The organism is Mesorhizobium sp. L103C119B0, assembly GCF_000502235.1.
Taxonomy (GTDB): Bacteria; Pseudomonadota; Alphaproteobacteria; order Rhizobiales; family Rhizobiaceae; genus Mesorhizobium.
Map to the genome: position 1 here is coordinate 49,297 of NZ_AYXE01000015.1, position 23,770 is coordinate 73,066.

The window sequence follows — 23,770 nt, forward strand, 5'->3', positions numbered from 1 at the left end:
GTTCTCTGGAAAGGTTGTTGATGCCAGTTGTGCGCGGCAAGGACATCGAGGTCCTGTTTTCGGCGTCCGCGATCGCGCGGCGCAATCTCGAACTCGCCAAGGAGATCGCCGAGCACGACTATCACGACCTGCTGGTGATTTCGGTGCTGAAGGGCTCGTTCATCTTCGCCGCCGATCTGATCCGCGCCATGCACGATGTCGGGCTGTCGCCCGAGGTCGAGTTCATCTTCATTTCCAGCTATGGCGCCGGCACCACCAGCGGCGAGGTGAGGGTGCTGCGCGACATCGACAATGAGGTCGCCGGCCGCGACGTGCTGCTGATCGACGATATCCTGGAGTCGGGCAAGACGCTCTCCTTCACCCGCAACCTGATGCTGTCGCGCGGCGCCAAAAGCTGCGCCATCGCGGTGCTGTTGGACAAGCGCATGCGCCGCCAGACGGAGCTGAACGCCGACTATGTCGGCTTCGACTGTCCCGATTACTTCGTCGTCGGCTACGGCATGGACGTCGCTCACGCTTTTCGCGAACTGCCGTTTGTCGGTGTGGTCAAAGGCGATGCCTGAGAAAAGGGCCCGACGCTTCAAATTTTCAGAAAAAGTCAACTTTTGCCCGCCAAATTCCGGCCCATGGCAAAGCTTCTGATCGTCGAGGACGATGAGTCCGTCCGCACCCTCGCCGCCCGCGCGCTCGAACGCGCCGGGCACTCGATCGATATCGCCGCCGACGGCGCGCAGGGGCTGGCGATGGTCAGTGCTGCAGGCGGCGGCTACGACCTCGTCGTCTCCGATATCCGCATGCCGGAAATGGATGGCATCGAGATGGCGATCGCCGCAGCCAGGCTTTTCCCTGACATGAAGATCCTGCTGATGACCGGCTATGCCGACCAGCGCGAGCGCGCCGAGGAATTGAACGGCATCATTATCGACGTCGTGCAAAAGCCTTTCACGCTGGCCGAAATCCGCTCGCGGGTCGACCAGGCGCTCGCCTGCTTCGCCTGACACGCTTCAGGCGGCATCCTGAGACGCGGCGAGGACAGGCGCAGCGCTCCGGCGCCGTTCGGTGTTGAGCGCCAGCAGACCGGCGCCGATGATCAGCGCCGCACCGATGGCAGTGGTCGAGCGCGGCACCTCGTCGAAGAACAGGAAGCCCCACAGCGGCGACCAGATGATGCCGGTGTATTCGAAGGTGGCGACGCGGTTGGCGGGCGCCAGCCTGTAGGCCTGCGACAGCAGAATCATGCCGGCCGAAGCGACGAAGCCGCAGGCCGCCATCTTGAGGAAATCCGGGGTCGTCGGCCAGACCCACGGCCGCACCAGGAATTCGAGGCTGGGGTGGACAGCATGGGTTATGCCGGCAAGCCAGAATGTGCCGGCAACCGCAGCGGCGCCGACCAGATAGGCGCCGTTCTGGTAGAAGGCCATGACGGTGGAGGATTCGGTGTCGCCGATCTTGCGCGCCATCAGCTGTGAAAAGCCGTAGAGCAAAGCCGAGCCCAACGAAAGCAGCGCCGCCCAGTCGAACAGGCCGGCGCCCGGGCGCAGCATCACGACCACGCCCAGCATGCCGATCAGCACGGTGGCGAGAGCCTGCCAGGATACCCGCTCGCCGAGATAGGGCCCGGCTATCGCCATGATGAACAGGGGCGCCATGAAATAGAGCGCCACCGCGTCGGCGAGCGGCAAGGCAGCGATCGCCAGATAGTAGACCGTATAGGAGGAGAACTGGATGAAGGCGCGTATCGTCAGCAGGCCGAACCGCTTCGAGGCGATGGCCCGCAGGCCGACGTCGGCGCGAACGAGAAAGATCAGGATCGGCAAAGCGACGATCGAGCGGATCCACATCACCTCGGTCACGGGATAGCCGGCCGACACCGCCTTGACCAGCGGGTCCTGGAGCGAGAACACCAGCACGCCAAGGCACAGGCTGATGATGCCGAGAACGATCCGGTTGCGCATGTTGTTCTGCCGGCCCTTGCCTTAACTGCCCGCAGCCGCCCGGGCATGGGGTAAAAAGAACCCGCCACCGTTTCGGGCAGCGGGTATGAGTGAGGACTCTTTGATTGGTCCGCAGCCGATTTCGCGGCGGCATATCCAATGGGCGAGCGGACTATGCTGCGGCGTTTGACATGTTGCAAACGAATTGGAATGATACCAGCGATCAAATTTGCTTATGACGGATTCGATGCGGCCACCCCTCGACAGCGATCTCCTGCGCACCTTCGTCGCCATTGCCGAAGCGGGCAATTTCACCCGGGCGGCGGAGCAGGCCGGGCGCACCCAGTCGGCGGTGTCGATGCAGATGAAGAAGCTCGAGGAGCTGGTCGGCGACAGCCTGTTCGAACGCGGCTCGCGCGGCGTGGCGCTGACGCGCCGTGGCGGCGAGCTGATCGTCAATGCCCGCCGCATCGTCTCGCTGCTCGACGAGACGGCGGCATCGATGGCGGCGGCACCGCTTGGCGGGCCTGTGCGCATCGGCATTCCCGAGGAATATGGTCACGCCATCCTGTCGCGCGCGCTCGGCGCCTTCTCGAAGCGTCACACCAAGGTCGAGGTCACCGTGCGCTATGCACATTCGGGCGCCCAGCTGGCAGCGTTGGCGGCCGGTGAACTCGACCTCGCCGTGGTGTTCGAATGGCAGGATCCTTCCGGCGGCGAGGTGCTGATGCACGATCCGACCGTGTGGGTGACATCGAGCCTGCATCACATGCATGAGGAGCGGCCGGTGCCGATCGCGCTCTACAACCGGGCCGGCTGGTGCAAGGACTTCGCCATCAAATCGCTGGAGCAGCGTGGGCTGGCCTACCGTGTCGCCTATACCAGCGACACCACCGGCGGCCTGAAGCTCGCCGTCACCTCTGGCCTGGCGATCGCGCCGATCTCGCACAGCAATATTCCGGATGGCTGTCGTGAACTCACCGCCGCTGACGGGTTCGGTCATATCGATTCCTCGAATGTGGTGATGCACCGCAGCCCAAATGCCTCAGGCGAGGCTATCGACGGCATGCAGGAGGCGATCCGCGAGGCGTTCGTCAACCGGCCGGCTTAGTCTGTTGCATCCTCGTAGAAATGCAGGCGATTGCCGAAGGGGTCGCCGACCGACACTTCACGGGTCTGCCACGACGTGGTTTCGAGGCCCGGCCGGGCGTAGCGGTATCTCTTGCCGATCAGTTCGCGGTGCAATGCCGCGATGTCCTCGACCTTGATGCGCATGGCTATACCCGGCGCGCCGTCGCCATGATGTTCGCTCAGATGCAGGACACAGCCGTCGCGGATTACACCCATATAGAGCGGCGCATTGTCGTCGAAGCGGTGCTCGAACTCGACCTTGAAGCCGAGAAAGTCGACATAGAATTCGCGTGCCTTGGCGATGTCGAAGATGCGCAGGATGGGCGTGACGGCACCGAGTTTCGGCATGGCGCTGATACCATTCAGTTCGACGGATGTTGCCTTGGAGGCTACTTCAGCTCCAGCAGCCGCTCGAGGTAGCTGCGCTCGATGTCGGGGCTGAGCGCGTTGCCGAGCCGCTTGCGAATCGCCTCGAGAATCTGGCGGGCGCGCTGCACGTCGATCTCGTCGGGCACCTTCACCGAATCGCCGAAATCGGGTCCGCGGCTGGCGCGTGGTCGGCCCAGCGGATCGCGGCCGGCGTCCTGTTGGCGGCCGCCTTCCTGGCTGCCGCCCTGGTCGCCCTGCATCGCCTGCAGCTGCTTCATCATCTCCTTGGCGCCCTTGCGCAGCGCTTCCAGCGCGCGACCCTGGTGGCCGACTGCCTGGTCGCCTTCGCCTTCGCCAAGCGACTTTTCGGCATTGCCCATGGATTTGCCAGCGTCGCCAAACCCCTCATTGGGTTGCATGCCCATGCCTTCCAGGCCCTTCTTCAGCTTGTCGAGTTCGCTCTGCAACTGGCCCTGGCCTTCCTGCAGCTGCTTCATCGCATCGGCGAATTCCTGCGGTGTCATCGACTTCGGCCGGGCGAGAGGATCGCGATCCTTGCCGACGCCCGGCTGGTCCGGGTCGTCGCCATTGCCTTCGCCGGGCTGCTGATTATCTCCGCGCTGCATCTGGTCCATGCGGTAGGTGTCGTTCATCATCTCCTGCTGGCGGCGCATGATCTCGCCCAGCTTGTCCATCTGCTGGCGCATCTCGCTGTCCTGCTCGCCGCCCTGCTGCTGACGGCCGGCCTGCAGGTTGTTCATCATGTTTTCCAGCTGCGACAGCAGCTCCTGCGCCTTGTCGCGGTCGCCCGACTTCGCCAGGTTCTCGATCTGGTCCATCATGCGGTCGATATCACTCTGACGCAGCTCGCGACCATTCTGCTGCATCTGCGGCGCGTTCGGGTTCTGCTTGGCGCGCTCGGCGAATTCCTGCAGGAATTCGTTCATCGCCTCGCGCAGTTCCTTCATCGCCTTTTCGATCTCTTCGTCGCTGGCGCCGCGCTTGATGGCGTCCTGCAGCGCCTGCTGGGCCTGGCGGAGCCGCTTTTCGGCGGACGAGAGATTGCCTTCCTCGATGCCGAGCGCGATTTCCCAGAGATAGGCAACCTCGTTGCGCAACTGATCGTCGCTGTCCGACATCTTCAGCCGGCTGCGGGCGCTCATGATGGCGAGGTAATGCGACATGTTGTCGAACGTGTCCTCGGGCCGCAGGGTGATGGCGTCCATCAGGTCGAGCACGCGCGGCTTGGCATTGGCGTCGAGCGCCAGCAGGCGGCGCTGCTCGACCACCGCCCGCGCCAGCGGGTTGGCGAAGGGCCGCTCCGGCATCACAATAGTCTTGGTTTCGCTGGTTGCGGTGTGTCCGGCATCGTCGGTGGCGACAAGCGACAGCTTGATGCTGGCGCCGGCCCAGACGTGCTCGGTGAGGTCCTTGGTGGTCTTGGCGGCGTTCGCCTTGCCGCCGCGGCGCGGCAGCGCCAGCGGCAGGTCAGGCGGACCGTAGAGCGGATGCGCATCGGGCGCCGCCGGATCGGCCAGCGCGAAAACCGCCTTGGCGGTGGCCGCGCCATAGTCGTCGTCGATCTGGTAGTTGAGCTCGAAGGCGCCGTTGACGGCGCGCTTGGGCTCGCCGACGAAGCGGATCGTCGGCGGCTTGTCGGGGATCACCGCGAAGGCCCAGCGACCGAGATCGGCTTCGCCCGACTTCAGCGTCAGCGTGCCGTCGGCGGTCAGCTTGCCGGTGAACTGGCGCAGCTTGGGGGTCGCGGGGTTGACCGCCGCTGCTTTGACGGCCGCCACCTGTGGTCCCGACGGGTCGATGGCGCGAGCATTGCCGCCCTTGTCGGCAAAGCTTAGCGTTTCCTCGCCGGAGCCGCCGGTCACGCGCAGCGAGACGTCGCTGCCTTGTGGCACGGTGAAGGTGGCAACCGCCTGCTTGGCGTTGCCATCGATGACTGGCGCGGTCAAGAAGATGGGCGGCTTGCCGGTATAGGCCGGCGGGGTCGCCCAGGCATCGATGCGCGGCGGTACGATGTCGCGCGCCGCATGGGCACTGAAACCATCGGACAGCCTGCCGCCGGACGGTCCGAAGGAGAAGGCAAAAGCGGTGACCAACAGCAGCGCCGCCACGGCACGCAATGCCCACGGATCGCGCTCCGGCACGCGGGTACGCGGCAGGTCGGCGCCAAGGCTGCCGAGCTTGTCGGCCATGCGCTTTTGGTGTTCGCGCCACAACGCCTGGGAAAAGATGCTTTCCTTGCCGCTGGGACGGTCGGTCTGCACCAGCACCGGGCTGTGCTGCAGCTGGTTGGCGGCCTCGATACGGCGGTCGATTTCAGCGGCGGATGGAAGCTTGAAGAAACGCAGCGGGTAGAGCGCCGCCAGCGTGGCAATACCGAACGCCGTGACCAGGATAATGCGCGCAATGTCAGGCAGCCGGGGGAAAAGGCCGAGCCAGGAGAGGCTGAGAAACAGGCTGGCGACGATGAGCAGCGGCAGAAGCAGCGGCCAGCCGCGCTCGACCGTCATCGAGACCCGTGTCGCCAGCCGGCTCAGGGCAAGCCGCCCGGCCAGGCTGCGATCGCCACTGGAAATGGGGCGTTCCGTCATTGGCCCTTCCTGCCCGGGCGGGATAGCCCGGACTCAACAAGCAGAAGTTTACCAGCAAACACGGCAAAGGCGAGGCGGTTCCGGAAAACTTGAAAAGCTTTGGCGGGTTTGCGTCCCACTTCAGTCGCAGCAAGGTTTAGAATTTCGTGGGATCGGTGTTCGAGCCGCATACCAGGACCGCGATCCGTTCGCCCGGCGCCGGGGTGTAGCGGCCGGACAAGAGAGCCGCAAAGGCAGCGGCCCCACCCGGCTCGGCGATGATACGCACCCGCTCCCACAGCGCCTTCTGCGCGGCAATGATGGCGTCGTCGGTGACCAGGATGGAGCGCTCGACGAAGGCCTCGGCGATCGGGAACATCATGTCGCCGACGCGCTTGGGCGCCAGCGAATCGGCGGCGACGCCTTCGGCCGGCGCATCGACGGGGTGGCCGGCTTCGAAGGCGTGATGCAGCGTCGGCGCGCCTTCGGGCTCGATGGCGATGATCCTGATGCGGCCGGCAAACCAGGCGGCGATGCCGCCGATCAGGCCGCCGCCGCCGACAGCGACCAGCAGCGTGTCGATGTCGGGCAGATCGTTTTCGATTTCGAGGCCGAGCGTGCCTTGGCCGACCAATGTTTCCTCCTGGTTGAAGGCATGGATCTGCAGCGCGCCGGTCTTTTCGGCAAAAGCCTCGCTGGCGGCCAGCGCCTCGGCATAGCGGGCGCCGCCGACCATCAGTTCGGCGCCGTAGCCGCGGATGCGCTGCAGCTTGGCCGGTGGGCTGACTTCGGGAACGAAGATCGTCGCCTTGTGGCCAAGCCGCATGGCGGCATAGGCGACCGCGGCGCCATGATTGCCGCCCGAAGCCGCAACCACGCCGGCCGCAGGCACCGGCCGTTCGAGCAGATTGGTGAAGGCGCCGCGCGCTTTGAACGAACCGGAATGCTGCAGGCATTCGAGCTTGAGGTCGACCGCCAGCGGCGGCCGGTCGAAATCGGCCATGTCGACGCGCAGCACCGGCGTGTGCCTGATATAGCGGCGGATGCGCGGTTCCATCGCGGCAATGCGTTCGCGCGTGACGGTGTTGCCGTTCGTCATGACCATCTCCTTGGGATTGACAGCAATTAGTAACTTGGCAAAATGGCTAAATGCAAGAGGTTGATGTCTTCAAGGCGATCGCCAATGAACGCAGGCTGCAGATCCTCGACTGGCTGAAGGATCCGCAGGCGCATTTCCCGGCCCAGGCAGACGGCGATCTGGTCGAGGACGGCGTTTGCGCGCTGCTGATCGCGGAGAAGCTCGGCATTACTCAGGCGACGCTCTCCGAACATATGCGCGTGCTTACCCAGGCGGGCCTGCTGCGCCCCAAGCGCATCAAGCAATGGACGTTCTACCGCCGCGACGAGGACAGGATCGCCGACACAAGGATGCTCATCCAAAACCGGCTGTAGCGCAGCCGCCGTGGCGGCTCCTATGCAAGCCAGTCGGGCACCGAATCCAGGCCGATCAGCTCGTCATAGGTCTGGCGCCGGCGTACGACATGGAAACGGTCGCCGTCGACCAGAACCTCGGACACCAGAAGGCGGGTGTTGTAGGTGCCGGATTGCACCGCGCCATAGGCGCCGGCGGTGGTGACGGCAATGAGGTCGCCAGACTTGAGCCGGGGCAGGTCACGGTCGAGGCCGAGATAGTCGCCGGTCTCGCAGACCGGGCCGACGACGTCGACCGCCATGCGCGGCGTGTCGGCCGGCGGCTGCACCACCGGCTTGATGTCGTGGAAGGCATCGTAGAGCGTCGGCCGGATCAGATCGTTCATGGCGGCGTCGACGACGAGGAAGTTCTTGGCGTCGCCTTCCTTCACGAAGATCACTTCCGAGACCAGGATGCCGGCATTGCCGACGATCAGCCGGCCCGGCTCGAACATCACCTTCACTCCAAGCTTTGTCAGGTGCTTCCTGACGATCTCGGCATAGGCATCGGGCAGAGGCGGCGGGCTGTTGTCGGTGCGGTAGGGGATGCCGAGGCCGCCGCCGAGATCGACATGCTCGACGGCGTGGCCATCGGCGCGCAGCGCGCCGACCAATTCCGCCAGAAGCGCGAAAGCATCATCAAAGGGCTGCAACTCGGTGATCTGGCTGCCGATATGGGTATCGATGCCGATGGGCTTGGTGCCCGGCAGTCCGGCCGCGCGGGCATAGACCTGGCGCGCCCTTTGCCATGGAATGCCGAACTTGTTCTCGGCCTTGCCGGTGGAGATCTTCCTGTGCGTCCTGGCGTCGACATCCGGGTTGATGCGCAGCGACACCGGCGCCACCTTGCCGAGCGCGGTGGCGCGGGCCGACAGCAACTCCAGCTCCGGCTCGGATTCGACATTGAAGCAGAGAATGCCGGCCTCGAGCGCAAAATCCATTTCGCGCGCGGTCTTGCCGACGCCCGAGAATACGATCTTGCTGGCCGGGATGCCGGCGGCGAGCGCGCGGCGCATTTCGCCTTCCGAGACGGTGTCGGCGCCGGCGCCGAGCTTTGCCAGCGTTCGCAGCACCGCCTGGTTGGAATTCGCCTTCAAGGCGTAACAGACCAGCGTGTCGAGCCCGGCAAAGGCCCCGGCGAACACCCGGTAGTGCCTGGTCAAGGTTGCCGTCGAATAACAATAGAACGGCGTGCCGACGCTTGCGGCGATGTCTGGTATCGCCACGTCCTCGGCATGGAGCACGCCGTCGCGGTAATCGAAATGGTTCACGAGAGTGTTTCCGGAAGTTGGAGCACGAGACCTGGTTAGCACGAGACCTGGTCAGAAAGACCAAGCCGGTCTCATCGGCTCTAGATCAGCGGGTCGAGGATGAACTTCTTGTCCACGACCGGTTTTTCCGGCTCCGGCGGTACCGGCTGTTTGGCGCGCTCGGCGTCCTTGCGGGCCTGGACGGCCGCTTCATAGGGCGTGTCGAGACCGGCCTTACGGCCGCAAGCGGTCACGGCAGCCATCGCCGTCAGCAGCGTCAGCGTCACCAAAATCCTGCTTGCGGTCATCGATCCATCCGTCCGAAACTTTATGTGCTGCGCTTTTAACCGAGTTTTAGGCGCATTGCACCCCGGCATCATGCCTTGGCGATGCGCTTTTTCCAGCTGCGGATCTGCTTCCTGACTTCCGACGGCGCGGTGCCGCCGAAGCTGGTGCGGCTCTTGACCGAATTCTGCACGGCCAGAACCGAGAAGATGTCCTGGGTGATGCCGGGATTGATCGACTGCAGATCCTCCAGCGCCAGCTTTTCAAGGCTCACCTTCTTCTCTTCGGCCAACGCCACCGCGCGGCCTGTGACATGGTGTGCCTCACGGAAGGGCAGGCCCAGCGTGCGCACCAGCCAGTCGGCGAGGTCGGTCGCGGTCGCGTGGCCCGAGCCGGCGGCTTTTTTCATGGCGGCGGCATTGACCGTCATGTCGCGCACCATGCCGGTCATCGCCGCCAGCATCAGATCGAGCGTCTCGGCGGCGTCGAAGACCGATTCCTTGTCTTCCTGCATGTCCTTGCCGTAGGTCAGCGGCATGCCCTTCATCACCGTCAAAAGGCCGACCAGATGGCCGGTGACGCGGCCGGTCTTGCCGCGCACCAGTTCGGCGGCGTCCGGGTTCTTCTTCTGCGGCATGATCGAGGAGCCGGTGGAGAAGGAATCCGACAGCCTGACAAAGCCGAATTGCGGCGTCGACCAGATGATGATTTCTTCGGCGAGCCGTGACAGATGCGTGGCGCAGATCGCGGCCAGGCTCAAGAACTCCAGCGCGAAATCGCGGTCGGAGACGCTGTCGAGCGAATTGCGCATCGGCTCGCGAAAGCCGAGCGCCTTCGCGGTCTTGTGGCGGTCGATCGGAAAACTGGTGCCGGCAAGCGCTGCCGCGCCGAGCGGGCTTTCATCCATCCGCTCGATGGCATCGTGGGTCCGCGACAGGTCGCGCGAAAACATCTCGACATAGGCCATGCAATGATGGCCGAAGGTCACCGGCTGCGCCGCCTGCATGTGGGTGAAGCCGGGCATCACGGTCGCCGCATGCTCCTCGGCGCGGTCGAGCAAGGCTGAGATCAGCCCCTTCAGCGCCTCGGCGACGCGAAAGCACTCGTCCTTGACCCAGAGCCGGAGATCCACCGCCACTTGGTCGTTGCGTGACCGCGCTGTGTGCAGGCGGCCGGCGGCCGGGCCGATCAGATCGGCAAGGCGGGCCTCGATGTTCATGTGAATGTCTTCCAGCCGGGTCGAGAACTCGAACGTGCCGGCCTCGATCTCTTTCAGGATCGTGTTCAGGCCTTGAGCGATTTTGTCTTGATCGGCCGCCGAAATAATGCCCGTTTCAGCCAACATTTCGCTGTGGGCGACCGAACCTCTTATGTCTTGCGCATAAAGTTTGCGGTCGAACGAGATCGACGCGTTGATCGCTTCCATGATCGCGGCCGGACCCGAGGCAAAACGTCCGCCCCACATCTGGTTGCTGGCCTTCTTGTCGCTCATCGCTATAACCCGTGCTCCGGAGCAGTCTTAGAAAATGGCAGACGGTAACAGATACTTCCCGGCCCCGCGCCTGATCCTCGCCGCTTTGCTGGCGGGCGTGCTGGCCGGCGCGGTCGCGGTATATGTCAGCGAGAGCGGGTCTGGCAACAACGCAGCCACCGGCAGCGCACCTGCGGCCGGCGCGGGCAACAGCAAGGACGACGTCGCCTGCGCCGCCAAGAGCGACCGCGCCAAAAAAGTTGCCGCCGCAGCCACCGGCCAGGTTGCGGCATTGCTGCCCGCCGATCCGCCGCAATCGCTGGAAAGTCTCGCCTTCAACGGTCCCGACGGCAAGCCGATGACGCTCGCCGATCATGCCGGCAAGACCGTGCTGCTCAATCTGTGGGCAACGTGGTGCGCGCCCTGCCGCGCCGAAATGCCGGCGCTCGACGCCTTGCAGAAGGAAAAGGGCAGCGATGCCTTCGAAGTGGTCGCGGTCAATGTCGATGCCGGCGACGATGTGAAGCCCAAGAAGTTCCTCGCCGATATCGGCATCGGGTCGCTCGGCTACTACCGCGATTCGACGCTGGCGCTGTTCAACGACGTCAAGACGCGTGGCTTGGCGCTAGGCCTCCCCGTCACCATGCTGATCGATGGCGAAGGCTGCCTGATCGCGCATATGAACGGACCGGCCGAATGGTCAGGACCGGATGCCAAGCGCCTGGTCGAGGCCGCACTCGCCCCTTAGAGCGGTTCACCGTTTCGTCGAAACGGCTACCCGCGCTAACTTTTTTGTTTCGACGCAATTTCGGACGGAAAACCGTTTCACACTTTTCCTGAAATTGCTCTAGGCTGAGCGCAGGGCCGCCGCCGGCGGCAGCATCAAGATGCTGCCGCCGCGTTGTTTGACGCTGGCGTCCTCTTGTGCCGCCGGCGCCGCGACGCCGGTCAGTTCGCTGAACGCCTCGATCGGGCTCGGCCGGCCTAGGTAGTAGCCCTGGCCGATCTCGCAGGCCTCGGCGTCGAGGAATTTCAGCTCGCCCAGCGTCTCGACGCCCTCGGCCAGAACCGGCAGGCCGAGACCGCGGCCAAGCCCCAGAACGGCGCGCACGATGGCTGCCACCTGGCCGTTGCTGTCGACTGATTTGATGAATGAGCCGTCGATCTTGATCTTGTCGAAGGGGAAGGCGCGGAGATTGGACAGCGAGGAGTAGCCGGTGCCGAAATCGTCCATCGCCACACGCACGCCAAGCGCCTTCACCTGGCGCAAGGTCGCCAGCGCGCGCGGCATGTCCTTGACCAGCGCCGTTTCGGTGATCTCGAGTTCGAGCCTGCCGGGCGTCAGGCCGGAGCCGAGCAGGACTTCATGCACCTTGCGGCTGAAATTCGGATTGTGGAGCTGCACCGCCGAGACATTGACCGCGACGGTGAGAGGGTTCTTCCAGCGCGCTGCCTCGGCGCAGGCCGTCGCCAGCACCCATTCGCCGATCTGGATGATGACGCCGCTGTCTTCGGCCACCGGGATGAAGGTCGCCGGCGACACGTCGCCGCGCTGCGGATGGCGCCAGCGGATCAGCGCTTCGAACCCAACCATCCGCCCGCTGCTGATCTCCTTTTGTGGCTGGTAGACGAGGCGAAACTCATCGCGCGCCATGGCCTGGCGCAGTTCGTGCTCCATCACGCGCCGGTCTCGCGCCTCGGCGCCCATCGAGGCCTCGAAGTAACGGTAAGTGTCCTTGCCCTCGGCCTTGGCGCGGTAGAGCGCGGTGTCGGCGTGGCTGACCAGGAGTGTCGGCTCATCGGCGTCGAGCGGATAAAGTGCAATGCCGATGCTGGCCGACACCAGCCCGCCACCGACCGACAGCCGGTTTTCCTCGCGCATGGCCGCCAGCACCGCCTCGGCGATGCGGCCGGCCGCCTGCGGATCGGGAAGGTTCGGAGCGATGATGGCGAACTCGTCGCCGCCGAGACGCGCCAGCATCTGTCCGTGGCGGAGCACGGCGGAGGCGCATAGCGCCACCTTCTGCAGCATGGCATCGCCGGCGCCATGCCCGAACAGGTCGTTCACTTCCTTGAAGCGGTCGAGGTCGAGCAGCAGCAGCGCAAGATGCCCACCCTTGCCGCCGCGATCCATTGCGGCAATTTCGGCCTCGAGCCGGCCGGAGAAACTGCGGCGGTTGGGGAGCCCGGTCAACGGGTCGAAATGGGCGAGGCGCAGGATCTCCTGCTCGGCCTTCCNAGGACTCAGGGTGGGCTGATACCAGCTCCTGGTCGATCCAGGTGGCGCCGTCATGGGCTCTGAGTTCGGCTTGCTGTGCCTGTCCGCTGCAGTCGGACATGCCGGCCGCGGTGCGTTCGCCGAAGAGGTCGCCAAGCAGCATCGCGTTCAGCACTTCCGGCGCAATGCCGGTGAGTGCCGCGATGCTGTCATTGGCGCTGACGATGCGGGCGCCGTCGCAGACGATCAGCCCCTCGACGGCGGCGTTGGCGAGGCCGTGCATGCGCTCGGCCTCGAGCTTGTGACGCCGGAAGCGAAGGTCGATCCACAATGCTGCGGCTGAAAGCACCAGGATAGCCATGCTGACTGCGGCGGCGGCGAAGGCCTGCGACACCGGTTCGACCGTGAACTGCGATATCTCGATGGAGGAGTCCGGGAAGATCGACACCGCGCCCATGGCGATGAAGTGCAGGCTGCAGATCGCCAGCGTCAACAGGATGGCGGCGGCGATTGTGGCCTGCATGGACGGCCGTCGCAACACGACCAGCAGCGCCAGCGCGGCGAGGGTGACGCCTGTCAGCACCGAGACGCCGACCAGCAGCGGGTTCCAGACGATGCGCCCTTCGACCTCGAAGGCGGCCATGCCGATATAGTGCATGGCGGCGATACCAGCGCCGAGGACCGCGCCGCCGACCAGAGGGTAGTCGATGCCCCGGCGCAAGGTGGCGATCCACATGCCCGCAGCGGTCAGGGCGACGGAACCGGCGAGCGAAAGCGCCGACATTTCCGTATTGTAGGCGTTGGGGATTCCGGGAGAAAAGGCAAGCATTGCGATGAAGTGCGTCGCCCAGATACCGAAGCCGGTGGAAGTGGCTGCTATCATCAGCCAGGTATAGCGGTTGCGCTCGCTCGAGCGGTCGACATGGCGAAGCAGGTTGACCGCCGAGAAGGAAGAAATACCGCAAATGAGCGCTGCCAGTGCGACCAGTCTCAGATCGTGCTCATGCACGATACAATTATAGACCGTCAGCATCTCGCCCCACCTGCTCTCCCACAGCAATCAAGCCGTCCACTTGATTAGTATGCCACGCTTGACGAAGAATCGGTTATGCGAACTACAACTACAGCGGGTTTTTCGGGTTGTACGTTGCGGCGATCCTGTCTCATTCCAGACGCACGGTTACAGCAGCGCCTGGCGCGATGCCGCTCGGCCGATCTCGATCTGGCCGAGCGCCGGTTTGGCGGCCGCACGGTGCAGGTGCGTGGCGCTGTCACGCGGGCCCTTCACGCATCGCTGGGCGGTCGGCGATCCTTGCAGGCCCACCATGCCCCATTCTATCGCTGAGCCGGCTTGGCATTTCTCTCTGTCCTCGTTGCAAGGCGAGGGGGCGCGAAGTTAGCCGGGTATGAAATTCACGAAACAGCAACAAATCCGTTGTCCGATTGTCATCAGCGACACATATTGCGTTCGCGGGAGCGCCCCTTTCGCCAATGACAAACGGGAGATGAAACATGAAGTTGTTCGGCTTTGCGGCCGGTGTTGCCGCCACCTTGACCCTGCTTTCCACCACCTCCGCCTTCGCCGCCACCCAGATCAGTTGGTGGCATGCAATGACCGGCGCCAATGCCGAGGTGGTCGACAAGATCGCCAAGGATTTCAATGCCAGCCAGAGCGACTATGAAATTCTCCCTGTTTTCAAGGGCACCTATCCCGAAACGCTGAATGCCGGCATCGCTGCCTTTCGTGCGGGGCAAGCGCCCGACATCATCCAGGTGTTCGACGTGGGTACCGGCGTCATGATGGCCGCCGAAGGTGCGATCAAGCCGGTGGCCGATGTGCTGACCAGCGCCGGCGTGACCTTCGACAAGAGCCAGTATTTGCCCGGCATCGTCGGCTACTATTCGAAGCCGGACGGGACCATGCTGTCCTTCCCCTATAATTCCTCGTCGCCCATCCTCTATTACAACAAGGATATCTTCCAGAAGGCCGGGCTTGACGTGAACAATCCGCCAAAGACCTGGAACGAGGTGTGGGAAGCCGCCAAGAAGATCAAGGCGAGCGGCGCCGCTTCCTGCGGCTATACCTCGACGTGGTTGACCTGGATCCACCTTGAGGCCTTCGCCGCCTGGAACGACGTTTCCTATGGCACCAACCAGAACGGACTTGCCGGAACCGACGTCGAGCTCAAGATCAATGCGCCGATCTTCGTCAATCATTTCCAGGCGCTCGCCGACCTGGCCAAGGACGGCACCTTCAAATATGGCGGCCGTACATCCGAAGCCAAGCAGATCTTTCTTGCCGGAGAATGCGGCATCTTCACCGAATCGTCGGGGGGTCTCGGTGACATCGTCAAATCGGGCATGAACTACGGCATCGGCCAGCTTCCCTATGATAGTGACGCCAAGGGCGCGCCCCAGAACACCACGCCGGGCGGCGCCAGCCTGTGGGTGTTCGGCAACAAATCGGACGAGGAATACAAGGGCGTCGCGGCGTTCTTCTCCTACCTGTCCAAGACCGAAGTGCAGGAGTATCTGCACCAGAAGTCGGGTTATCTGCCGGTGACGCTCGCTGCCTATGAGGCGACCAAGAAGTCCGGCTTCTACGACAAGAACCCGGGCCGTGAGACGCCGATCCTGCAGATGCTGGGCAAGGCGCCGACCGAGAACTCGAAGGGCGTGCGCCTCGTCAACCTGCCGCAGGTGCGCGACATCGAGAATGAGGAGTTCGAGAAGATGCTGGCCGGCCAGCAGACTGCGCAGCAGGCGCTCGACAACGCGGTCGCACGCGGCAACAAGGCGATTCAGGAAGCGATCGGAAACTGAAGCGATTGTCAGTTGAACCTCGTCCACGCGGACCCGCGTGGACGATTTCCTGAATAGCGAGGGAATCACCCTGTCTCCACGCGTCGTCTTTCCCAACAAGACCCTGCCTTACCTGCTGGTGGCGCCGCAACTCGCCATTACGCTGATCTTTTTCTACTGGCCGACCGGGCAGGCGCTCTACCAGTCGATGCTTAGGGAAGACCCGTTCGGGCTGAAGAGCAAGTTCGTCGGGCTCGCCAATTTTCGCAAGGTGCTGGCCGACCCGGCCTACCTCAACTCGATCAAAGTTACGCTGGTGTTCTCTCTGGCGACCGCGATGGTCGCCATGGGTGTGGCCCTGTTGCTTGCCGTCATGGCCGAGAAGGTGGTGCGCGGCAAAGGCCTTTATCGCACGCTGCTGATCTGGCCGTATGCGGTGGCGCCGGCGATTGCCGGCATGTTGTGGCTGTTTCTGTTCAACCCCTCGATCGGTTCGCTGGCCTACGCCTTGAGAGGTCTCGGCATCGCCTGGGATCCCTTGCTTAACGGAAACCAAGCCATGATCCTGCTGGTATCTGCGGCTGCCTGGAAGCAGATCAGCTACAATTTCCTGTTCTTCGTCGCCGGGCTGCAGGCGGTGCCGAAGACGTTGATAGAGGCGGCGGCCATGGACGGCGCCGGGGAGACGAAGCGCTTCTGGACCATCGTCTTCCCGCTGCTCGCACCGACGACCTTCTTCCTGCTGGTCGTCAACACTGTCTATGCGCTGTTCGACACTTTCGGTATCGTTCATGCCGTCACCGGCGGCGGGCCAGGCAAGGCCACCGAGACGCTGGTCTACAAGGTCTACAATGACGGTTTCGTCAATTTGATCCTCGGCGATTCGGCCGCGCAGTCGGTCATCCTGATGGTCATCGTCATCTCACTCACGGCCATCCAGTTCCGCTATGTGGAACGCAAAGTCCACTACGGTTGAGCGCGAGCGATGATTGGTCAGTCCCCGCTTCGCGCCCTCATCGCCCACGCCGTGCTCATCCTGGGCATCCTGATCGTCGCTTTCCCGATCTACTACACCTTCGTTGCCTCCACGCAGACGCTGCAGACCATCCTCAAGCCGCCATTGCCTCTTTTGCCCGGCGACCAGGTCTGGAACAATTACAGCGAGGCGCTGTTCGGCGGTGTCGGCCGCATCGGCGGCGTCAGTGTCGGCCGATTGCTGCTCAACACCACGATCATGGCGCTCGGCATCGCGGTGGGGAAGATTTTCATCTCGATCCTTTCGGCCTATGCGATCGTGTTCTTCCGTTTTCCGCTTCGGATGGTCTTCTTCTGGCTGATCTTCATCACGCTGATGCTTCCCGTCGAGGTGCGCATCCTGCCGACCTACAAGGTGATGGTCGATCTCGGCATGATCGACACCTATGCCGGCCTGATCATTCCGCTGATCGCCTCGGCCACCGCCACGCTTCTGTTTCGCCAGTTCTTCATGACCATCCCAGGTGAGTTGGTGGAAGCGGCGCGTGTCGACGGCGCCGGACCATGGCGATTCTTTTTCGACATCCTGCTGCCGCTGTCGCGCACCAACATCGCGGCGCTGTTCGTCATCCTCTTCATTTATGGCTGGACGCAGTACCTGTGGCCGCTGCTCGTCACCAACAGCAATGACATGAACACCATCGTCATCGCACTTAGAAAGATGGTCTCCTTCGCCGATGCCGATACCCAATGGCATCTGGTCATGGTCACCGCGATGCTGGCCATACTGCCGCCGATCCTGATCGTGGTGCTGATGCAACGCTGGTTCGTGCGCGGACTGGTCGATACCGAAAAGTGAGAAGCTGATGGCGACCATCGATCTGAAGGATGTGAAGAAAGTCTATCCCGGCGGCGTCGAGGCGGTGAGGGGTGTCTCGATCGCCATTCCCGACAAGGAGCTTTGCGTGCTGGTTGGGCCGTCCGGCTGCGGCAAGTCCACGCTGCTGCGGATGATCGCCGGGCTTGAGACCATTTCTTCCGGCACCGTCGCCATCGACGGCAAGATCGTCAACACGATCGGTCCGACCGAGCGCGACATCGCCATGGTGTTCCAGAACTATGCGCTCTATCCACATATGAAGGTCTACGACAACATGGCCTACGGGTTGCGCAACCGGGGTACTCCCAAGGACGAGATCGACAGCAGGGTTCGCTCGACCGCCAAGGTGCTGGAGCTCACGGCGCTGCTCGACCGGCGCCCGCGCGAGCTTTCCGGCGGCCAGCGCCAGCGCGTGGCCATGGGTCGCGCAATCGTGCGCAATCCAAAAGTCTTCCTGTTCGACGAACCGCTTTCCAACCTCGACGCCAAACTGCGCGGCCAGATGCGGGTCGAAATCAAGAATTTGCAGCGTTCGCTCGGTGTCACCTCGGTCTACGTCACCCACGACCAGCTTGAGGCGATGACGCTGGCCGATATTCTCGTCGTCATGAATGGCGGGTTGGTCGAGCAGACGGGCGCGCCGCTCGACATCTACGAGAAGCCGGCATCGACCTTCGTCGCCTCCTTCATCGGAGCGCCGCCGATGAACCTTCTGCCTCTTTCGCAAGGACCGGCTGGTCCGGCGCTGACCGACGGCAAGACGGTTGACTTCGCGCCTACGAACGCCGCCACGCTTGGCTTCCGCCCTGAGGATGCCGACGTCACCTTCAGTGCCGAGGCATCATCCGGCGCGCTTATTCTGCCTGCGGCGGTCGAGGCGGTCGAACCTGTGGGAGCCGAAAGCTTTCTTCACTGTGCCGCCGGCGGCAACCGCATCGCCGTGCGTGTGGCCGGCCGCGCCACGGCCAAACCCGGCGATCAACTGCGCGTCGTGGCCAGGGCCGAGAAGCTGCATTGGTTCGACAATGCTGGGAAACGAGTCGATTGACGCAGCCGCTCGCGCCAATCCGACGCATCGGCAGTTCAGGCGAAGACATGCGCCTTGCCGGAAACTGTCAGACGCACGATCTCGCCGACGGCAGGTGCGTCGATTCCCGGCTTGCGTAAGGTCAGCGGTGTGCTGCCGATCGCCGCGGCGTCCGGCGGATCGGGGTTGTTCAACAGCCGCACGGCAATGGTGCACATCGAGCCTGCGAATTCCGAGTCCGTCACCTCGGCGAATATCGTGCCCGCAGGACCCGACATGCCTTCGCGCGACGTGCGCTTTACCTGCACCTGCTCCGGTCGCAGCATGATGCGGGCGATGTCGCGCCGCTCCTTCGAGTCGACGGCTATGCGACCAAGCGAGGAGGTGGCGAAGCCGCCTGAAATCTTTGCCGGCAAGATGATGGCGTCGCCAAGAAACTCGGCAACCATGCGGTCTTTCGGCTGCAGATAGAGTTCTCGCGGTGTGCCGATCTGAGAGAACTTTCCGTCGCGCATGACCGCCACCTGGCTGGCGAAGGACAGCGCCTCGGCCTGGTCGTGGGTGACCAGGATGGTGGTGATGCCGGCGGCTTCGAGTAGTTCGGCGACCGCCTTGCGCATCGAGGCGCGCAGACCGGTGTCGAGCGCCGAGAACGGTTCGTCGAGAAGCATCAGCCTGGGCTTCATCGCCATGGCGCGGGCCAGCGCCACGCGCTGCTGCTGGCCGCCGGAGAGCTGGTGCGGGCGGCGCTTGAGGATCGCCTTGTCCAGCCCGACGGTATAGGCGAGCTCGGCGATGCGCTCGGCGCGCTGGTCCTCGCCGCGGGCCATGCCAAAGCCGATATTGTCGCCGATGCTGAGATGCGGGAACAGGGCGCCATCCTGCGCCACCAGGCCGATGCCGCGGCGGTGCGCCGGCACCGCATGGCCGCCATTGGCCAGCACCTCGCCGTCGAGCACGACGCGGCCCTGGTCGGGCGCCTCGAAGCCGGCGATCAGCCGCAGCAACGTCGTCTTGCCGCAGCCGGACGGGCCGACGATCGCGGTGCGACTGCCGCTTGCGGCGCTGAGCTCGATGCCGGCAAGGGCTGCGACCGGGCCGTAGTGCTTGGTGAGGCCACTGATTTCGAGAAAGCTCATCGCCCGGCCATCCGTTTCGACTGGACATAGAGCAGCCAGGTCAGCGGCAGCGACATCGCCACCATGATGAAGGCGTAAGGGGCGGCGGAGGCATAGTCGATCTCGCCGCTATAGGACCAGAACGCCATGGCCAGCGTGCGCGTGCCGTTGGGCGCCAGCATCTGGGTGGCGGTCAGCTCGTTCATGATGCCGAGCGCGACCAGCGCCATGCCGGCCGCAGCCCCCGGCGCCGACAGGCGAATCGTTGTCGACCAAAGCGCCTTCAGCGGCGGCCGGCCAAGGCTGGCGGCGGCGCGTTCGAGCTCGACCGGCGCCTGTGCGATCGAGGCTCTGAGGCTGATCAAGGCGCGCGGCAGGAACATCAGGGCATAGGCGACCAGGATTGTGAACAGCGTCTGGTAGAGCGGCATGGCGATGCGCACGGTAATGGTGACCAAGGCCAGCGCGATGACCACGCCGGGCAGCGAACCGACAATGTAGTTGCAGCCTTCGAGCAGCCGCTGCAGCGGTCCCGGCGCGCGGATCGAGATCCAGGCCATCGGCATGGCGGCGATGGTCGCAAGCAAGGCGCCGGCCAGCGCCAGGAACAGTGTCTGGCCAAGCGCCAGGCCGATCTCGTCCAAACGCCAGACATCGGCGCCGCCGGCGACCAGCCAGCGGCCGATGGTGACGAAGGGCACGCCGATGGCGAGCAGCGTGGTGACGGCAGGCAGAGCCAGGCAAGCCAGCGTGGCGCGCCCGAGCCTCGAGCGCTGCCGGTGGCGCGCCGCGCCTGAGCCGACGCGGGCATAGCGCTCTTCGCCGCGCACCAGCACCTCCAGAGCGAGCAGCACGAAGCAGCATGTCACCAGGACGCCGGCCAGCATGTTGGCGGCGGGGCCGTTGAAGGTCGACTGGAACTGGTCGACGATCGCGGTGGTGAAAGTGTCGAAGCGGATGAAGACATAGAGGCCATATTCGGCAAGCAGATGAAGTCCAACCAGCAGCGCACCGCCGCAAATGGCGAGCCTGAGCTGCGGCAGCACGACGCGCCAAAACACGCGCCATGGTCCGAGGCCAAGCGCTGCGGCCGCATCTTCCAGGGCGGGATCCAGCCGGCGCAATGCGGCCGCTAGTGGCAAATAGAGGAATGGGAAATAGGCAAGGACCGACACCAGCACGCCGGCCCACAGGCCATGCAGTCCCGGCACCAGGGTAATCCAGGCATAGGAGTGCACGAAGGCGGGGATGGCAAGCGGCGCTACCGACAGCCAGGCCCAGAGGCGGGCGCCTGGCAGGTCGCTGCGCTCGGTCAGCCATGCCAGCGTCACCGACAGCACGGTGGCGATCGGCACGGTGAGCGCCACCAGAAGCACGGTGTTGACCAGAAGTTCGCCGACGCGCGGCCGGAAGACCAGGGCCGAAGCAGTGTCCCAGCCGATCTGCACGCCGATCCAGATGATGAACGCCAGCGGCAGCAGCGACAGCAGCGAGACAATTATGGCGACAAGCGCGATCCAGGACATGGGCTTCCGGCGGGACCGCCCGACTGTCTGGCCTGAACGTGCGAGATCGACCGCAGTTTGCATCAGCTCGACCGCGCCACTGCCGCCGGGGCGGGGGCGCCGCAGGCGCGGCCGGAAACGCAATGTGTCGTCATGGACAATGCCATCTCGAAAACAGAGCGCTCCTGCGGAAAGTCCGGCAGGAGCGCAATCGTTGCCCTTTTAGGACGAACCCAGCCTAAAGCAAGCCGGCTGCCGTCATCAGGTCCGTCACCTTTTTGGAGTTCAGTGTCGCCGGATCGACCTTCGGCGCCTGCAGGTCGGCCAGCGGCACCAGCTTGGGATTGGACTGCGCGTCCTTGCCGATAGCGTATTCGAAGGACGTGCCGGTCTTCAGCACGTCCTGGCCGCCTTTGCCGGTCACCCATTTGAGGAACGCCTGGGCTTCCTTCGGGTGTTTGCTCGAGGCGAGCACGCCGCCGCCGGAGATCGAGACGAAAGCGCCGGGATCCTGGTTCTTGAAATAATGCAGTTCGACGTTCTTGCTGTTTTCGCCGGTCTTTGCCTGATCGCCGAAATAGTAATAGTGGTAGATGATTCCGCCTTCGATCTCGCCGGCATTGACCGCCTTCATCACCGTGCCGTTGCCCTTGTAGGCGGTGAAATTCTCCTTCATGGCCTTCAGCCAGTCGGCGGTTGCGGCTTCGCCCTTGAGCTCGAGCAGCGCGCTGACGATGGCCTGAAAATCGGCGCCGGAAGGCGAGGCTGCCCAGCGGCCTTTCCAGGCGGGATCGGCGAGATCGAGCATCGATTTGGGCAGCTTTTCGGCCGTGAGCTTGGTCTTGTTGTAGGCAAAGACGGTGCTGCGCGCCGCGACACCCACCCATTTGCCGCTGCTCGGCTGGAATTCGGCCGGGACTTGCGCCAGCGTGTCGGCGTCGACCGGCGCGAAAAGGCCCGCCGCTTCGACCAGAGTCATGGCCGGCGAGTTCTCGGTCAGGAACACGTCGGCCGGCGAAGAAGCGCCCTCGGCGACGATCTGGTTGGAGAAATCGCTGTCGCCGCCATTGCGCAGCGTGACCTTGATGCCGGTTTCCTTGGTGAAACCTTCGACCCATTCCTTGGCCAGGCTCTCATGCTGGGCGTTGTAGACGATGATGCCGGCATCCGCGGCCATCGCCGGCCCGGCGATCATGCTCACGGCCAGCGCTGTGGCCCCCGCTAGGGTGGAGAGCGTGTATCTCATGGCGTCATCCTCAATCTCGGTGGTTCTGGTTTCGCAGGCTGCACCTATCGATACCTGACAGCAGTAGTCAACATTGCTCGGCTGCTTCAATCGGTCGCCGCTCTCGCAAACTTTCGTGATTTTGCGGCACTTTGGCTTGGACATCATTTCGCCGGACACGTAACAAATCGGTGCCGAGGCGCGAAGATCGGGGAGTGAACTCTTGTGAGCGGCAAGGATGAGGCCGAGCTTTCCCGGCTGATGCGGGCCGCGATCGCGGGAGATGAAAGGGCCTACGCCGACTTTTTGCACCGGATCGCCGCGCTGGTTCGCGGCTTTGCGAGGCGCAAGATCGTACAGGGCGGGGTCGATCCCGAGGATGTTGTGCAGGAAACCTTGCTGGCTATTCATGTGAAACGGCATACCTGGCGCCAGGACGCGCCGGTGTTGCCATGGATCTATGCGATAGCCCGCTTCAAGCTGATCGATGCTTTCCGGCGGCGCGGACGGCGCATCGAAATCGAGATCGACGAGATCGCCGAGACCTTTGCCGAGCCGGAAACCGAGACCGTCAGCGAACGCGACATCAACCGGGCGCTGGACGGACTGCCGGCTGGGCAGCGTTCCGTCGTTTCTTCGATCTCGGTCGACGGCCGCTCCATCGGCGAGACGGCGGCCACGCTCGGCGTCAGCGAGACGGCGGTGCGGGTGTCGCTGCATCGCGGGCTTGCCGCGATCGCCAAGCGATTTGGGCAGGGGCGCTTCGGGCGGCAGTGACATGAGGACGGAGGATCTCATCAAGGCACTCGACGCCGACACAAGCAGCAAGGCGATGCCGCTGCGCTCGGCCTGGTTGATGGCGGCGGCAGCCGCGGCGGTGATCGCGGCTCTGGTCTTCTTTCTCACCATCGGCCCGCGTCCCGACATAATGACCGCCATGCACACGATGCGGTTCCTGGCGAAGTTCGTGTTCACCATCGTGCTCGCCGTCACCGCCTTTGGCCTGGTCCGGGCGTTGTCGACGCCGGGCGCTTCGACGGCAAGAGCCGCGGCCTGGATGCTGGCGGCGCCGCTGCTGGTGGCCGTGGCGGTGGCTCTCGAACTGTTCATGGTGCCGGAGCCGATGTGGAGCACGCGCATGGTCGGCTCCAACATGATGATCTGCATGGGCTTCATCCCGCTGATCGGCATCGGCCCGCTTGCCGTCTTCCTGTGGATGCTGCGCTATGGCGCGCCGACGCGGCCGGTGTTGGCCGGGGCGGTCGCGGGACTGCTCGCCGGCGGCCTGGCGGCGACCTTCTACGCCGCGCACTGCTTCGACGATTCGCCGCTTTTCGTCGCCACCTGGTACACGCTCGCCATCGCCGTCCTCGCCGGTCTGGGCGCGCTCGGGGGACGGTTCTTCGTGCGCTGGTGACCGGCCGTTCAAGATCGCCCAATAATCACCGATCCTTAATCATGCCGGCAATTGTTTGCGGGTTCACCGTGTTGCCGGTGGCTCCGGCGCAACCTTTCCTTAAAA

The 23,770-nt window shown here is 64.1% G+C and carries 22 protein-coding genes and 1 pseudogene; 11 read left to right on the forward strand and 12 right to left on the reverse strand.

The features are described 5' to 3' along the window. Positions 1–20: 20 nt before the first annotated feature. Together hpt and X728_RS143850 are read left to right on the forward strand one after the other, a co-directional pair. Entirely contained in the window at positions 21–563 is a 543-nt protein-coding gene (hpt, locus tag X728_RS143855) for a hypoxanthine phosphoribosyltransferase (protein ID WP_023673315.1), read from the forward strand. A 63-nt stretch (positions 564–626) separates the two neighbouring features. Next, positions 627–998 (forward strand): response regulator, encoded by a 372-nt coding sequence (locus X728_RS143850; RefSeq protein ID WP_023673316.1) that lies wholly within the window; start codon positions 627–629, stop codon positions 996–998. A gap of 6 nt (positions 999–1,004) precedes the next feature. Here X728_RS143850 and X728_RS143845 read toward each other — a convergent pair whose 3' ends face one another. Beyond that, on the reverse strand, positions 1,005–1,955 hold the full coding sequence (locus X728_RS143845) for a DMT family transporter (RefSeq protein ID WP_023694029.1): 951 nt from the start codon (positions 1,953–1,955) through the stop codon (positions 1,005–1,007). 226 nt (positions 1,956–2,181) lie between these two features. On the opposite strand from X728_RS143845, the gene X728_RS143840 reads away from it, so the two are divergent. After that, entirely contained in the window at positions 2,182–3,045 is an 864-nt protein-coding gene (locus X728_RS143840) for a LysR substrate-binding domain-containing protein (protein ID WP_023698713.1), read from the forward strand. On the opposite strand, the gene X728_RS143835 is transcribed toward X728_RS143840, so the two are convergent. The 3 genes from X728_RS143835 to X728_RS143825 form a co-directional block, all read right to left on the reverse strand. Further along, positions 3,042–3,413: a glyoxalase superfamily protein gene (locus X728_RS143835; protein WP_023685340.1), complete on the reverse strand. Its 372-nt coding sequence runs from the start codon at positions 3,411–3,413 to the stop codon at positions 3,042–3,044. The genes X728_RS143840 and X728_RS143835 overlap by 4 nt on opposite strands. Before the next feature lie 41 nt (positions 3,414–3,454). Then, complete coding sequence (locus X728_RS143830) at positions 3,455–6,043, reverse strand: TIGR02302 family protein (RefSeq protein WP_023832508.1); 2,589 nt, start codon at positions 6,041–6,043, stop codon at positions 3,455–3,457. A 136-nt stretch (positions 6,044–6,179) separates the two neighbouring features. Continuing rightward, positions 6,180–7,121, reverse strand: coding sequence for a threonine/serine dehydratase (locus X728_RS143825; RefSeq protein WP_023832509.1), 942 nt, complete (start codon positions 7,119–7,121; stop codon positions 6,180–6,182). Positions 7,122–7,171: 50 nt separating this feature from the next. Here X728_RS143825 and X728_RS143820 point away from each other — a divergent pair, with 50 nt between their 5' ends. Beyond that, positions 7,172–7,474: a metalloregulator ArsR/SmtB family transcription factor gene (locus X728_RS143820; RefSeq protein WP_023694025.1), complete on the forward strand. Its 303-nt coding sequence runs from the start codon at positions 7,172–7,174 to the stop codon at positions 7,472–7,474. Positions 7,475–7,494: 20 nt separating this feature from the next. On the opposite strand, the gene lysA is transcribed toward X728_RS143820, so the two are convergent. From lysA to argH, 3 genes are all read right to left on the reverse strand, one after another. Continuing rightward, the gene (gene lysA, locus X728_RS143815) at positions 7,495–8,763 is read right to left on the reverse strand and encodes a diaminopimelate decarboxylase (protein ID WP_023832510.1); all 1,269 of its coding nucleotides are present in this window, start codon (positions 8,761–8,763) and stop codon (positions 7,495–7,497) included. 80 nt (positions 8,764–8,843) lie between these two features. Beyond that, the gene (locus tag X728_RS143810; RefSeq protein ID WP_023673325.1) at positions 8,844–9,050 is read right to left on the reverse strand and encodes a hypothetical protein; all 207 of its coding nucleotides are present in this window, start codon (positions 9,048–9,050) and stop codon (positions 8,844–8,846) included. Positions 9,051–9,118: 68 nt separating this feature from the next. Next, positions 9,119–10,519, reverse strand: coding sequence for an argininosuccinate lyase (gene argH / locus X728_RS143805; protein ID WP_023735182.1), 1,401 nt, complete (start codon positions 10,517–10,519; stop codon positions 9,119–9,121). 34 nt (positions 10,520–10,553) lie between these two features. Between argH and X728_RS143800 the strand changes: the two genes are divergently transcribed. Further along, the gene (locus tag X728_RS143800; protein ID WP_023734604.1) at positions 10,554–11,246 is read left to right on the forward strand and encodes a TlpA disulfide reductase family protein; all 693 of its coding nucleotides are present in this window, start codon (positions 10,554–10,556) and stop codon (positions 11,244–11,246) included. 99 nt (positions 11,247–11,345) lie between these two features. On the opposite strand, the pseudogene X728_RS01000000167125 reads toward X728_RS143800, so the two are convergent. Both X728_RS01000000167125 and X728_RS1000000170500 read right to left on the reverse strand, forming a co-directional pair. Then, positions 11,346–13,749: pseudogene (locus X728_RS01000000167125) on the reverse strand (EAL domain-containing protein). A gap of 147 nt (positions 13,750–13,896) precedes the next feature. Continuing rightward, positions 13,897–14,043, reverse strand: a complete 147-nt coding sequence (locus X728_RS1000000170500; RefSeq protein WP_023685332.1) for a hypothetical protein — start codon at positions 14,041–14,043, stop codon at positions 13,897–13,899. Between the two features lie 185 nt (positions 14,044–14,228). On the opposite strand from X728_RS1000000170500, the gene ugpB reads away from it, so the two are divergent. The 4 genes from ugpB (at position 14,229) to X728_RS143780 (ending at position 18,421) form a co-directional block, all read left to right on the forward strand. Further along, positions 14,229–15,539: a sn-glycerol-3-phosphate ABC transporter substrate-binding protein UgpB gene (gene ugpB, locus X728_RS143795; protein WP_023685331.1), complete on the forward strand. Its 1,311-nt coding sequence runs from the start codon at positions 14,229–14,231 to the stop codon at positions 15,537–15,539. 70 nt (positions 15,540–15,609) lie between these two features. Beyond that, entirely contained in the window at positions 15,610–16,494 is an 885-nt protein-coding gene (gene ugpA, locus X728_RS143790) for a sn-glycerol-3-phosphate ABC transporter permease UgpA (protein WP_023685330.1), read from the forward strand. Positions 16,495–16,503: 9 nt separating this feature from the next. Beyond that, the gene (ugpE, locus tag X728_RS143785; RefSeq protein ID WP_023694018.1) at positions 16,504–17,352 is read left to right on the forward strand and encodes a sn-glycerol-3-phosphate ABC transporter permease UgpE; all 849 of its coding nucleotides are present in this window, start codon (positions 16,504–16,506) and stop codon (positions 17,350–17,352) included. 7 nt (positions 17,353–17,359) lie between these two features. Next, the gene (locus X728_RS143780) at positions 17,360–18,421 is read left to right on the forward strand and encodes a sn-glycerol-3-phosphate import ATP-binding protein UgpC (protein WP_023832511.1); all 1,062 of its coding nucleotides are present in this window, start codon (positions 17,360–17,362) and stop codon (positions 18,419–18,421) included. A gap of 35 nt (positions 18,422–18,456) precedes the next feature. Here the strand turns inward: X728_RS143780 and X728_RS143775 are convergent, their stop codons facing one another. The 3 genes from X728_RS143775 to X728_RS143765 all read right to left on the reverse strand — a co-directional run bounded on the left by X728_RS143775 (position 18,457) and on the right by X728_RS143765 (position 22,269). Continuing rightward, the gene (locus tag X728_RS143775; protein ID WP_023686694.1) at positions 18,457–19,539 is read right to left on the reverse strand and encodes an ABC transporter ATP-binding protein; all 1,083 of its coding nucleotides are present in this window, start codon (positions 19,537–19,539) and stop codon (positions 18,457–18,459) included. Further along, positions 19,536–21,107, reverse strand: coding sequence for an iron ABC transporter permease (locus tag X728_RS143770; protein ID WP_023685328.1), 1,572 nt, complete (start codon positions 21,105–21,107; stop codon positions 19,536–19,538). Before X728_RS143770 ends, X728_RS143775 begins: the two co-directional genes overlap by 4 nt. Before the next feature lie 154 nt (positions 21,108–21,261). Then, complete coding sequence (locus X728_RS143765) at positions 21,262–22,269, reverse strand: iron ABC transporter substrate-binding protein (protein WP_023698702.1); 1,008 nt, start codon at positions 22,267–22,269, stop codon at positions 21,262–21,264. A gap of 204 nt (positions 22,270–22,473) precedes the next feature. On the opposite strand from X728_RS143765, the gene X728_RS143760 reads away from it, so the two are divergent. Together X728_RS143760 and X728_RS143755 are read left to right on the forward strand one after the other, a co-directional pair. Continuing rightward, positions 22,474–23,025, forward strand: coding sequence for a sigma-70 family RNA polymerase sigma factor (locus X728_RS143760; RefSeq protein ID WP_023832512.1), 552 nt, complete (start codon positions 22,474–22,476; stop codon positions 23,023–23,025). A 1-nt stretch (position 23,026) separates the two neighbouring features. Beyond that, complete coding sequence (locus tag X728_RS143755) at positions 23,027–23,665, forward strand: NrsF family protein (protein WP_023671666.1); 639 nt, start codon at positions 23,027–23,029, stop codon at positions 23,663–23,665. Positions 23,666–23,770 lie beyond the last annotated feature (105 nt).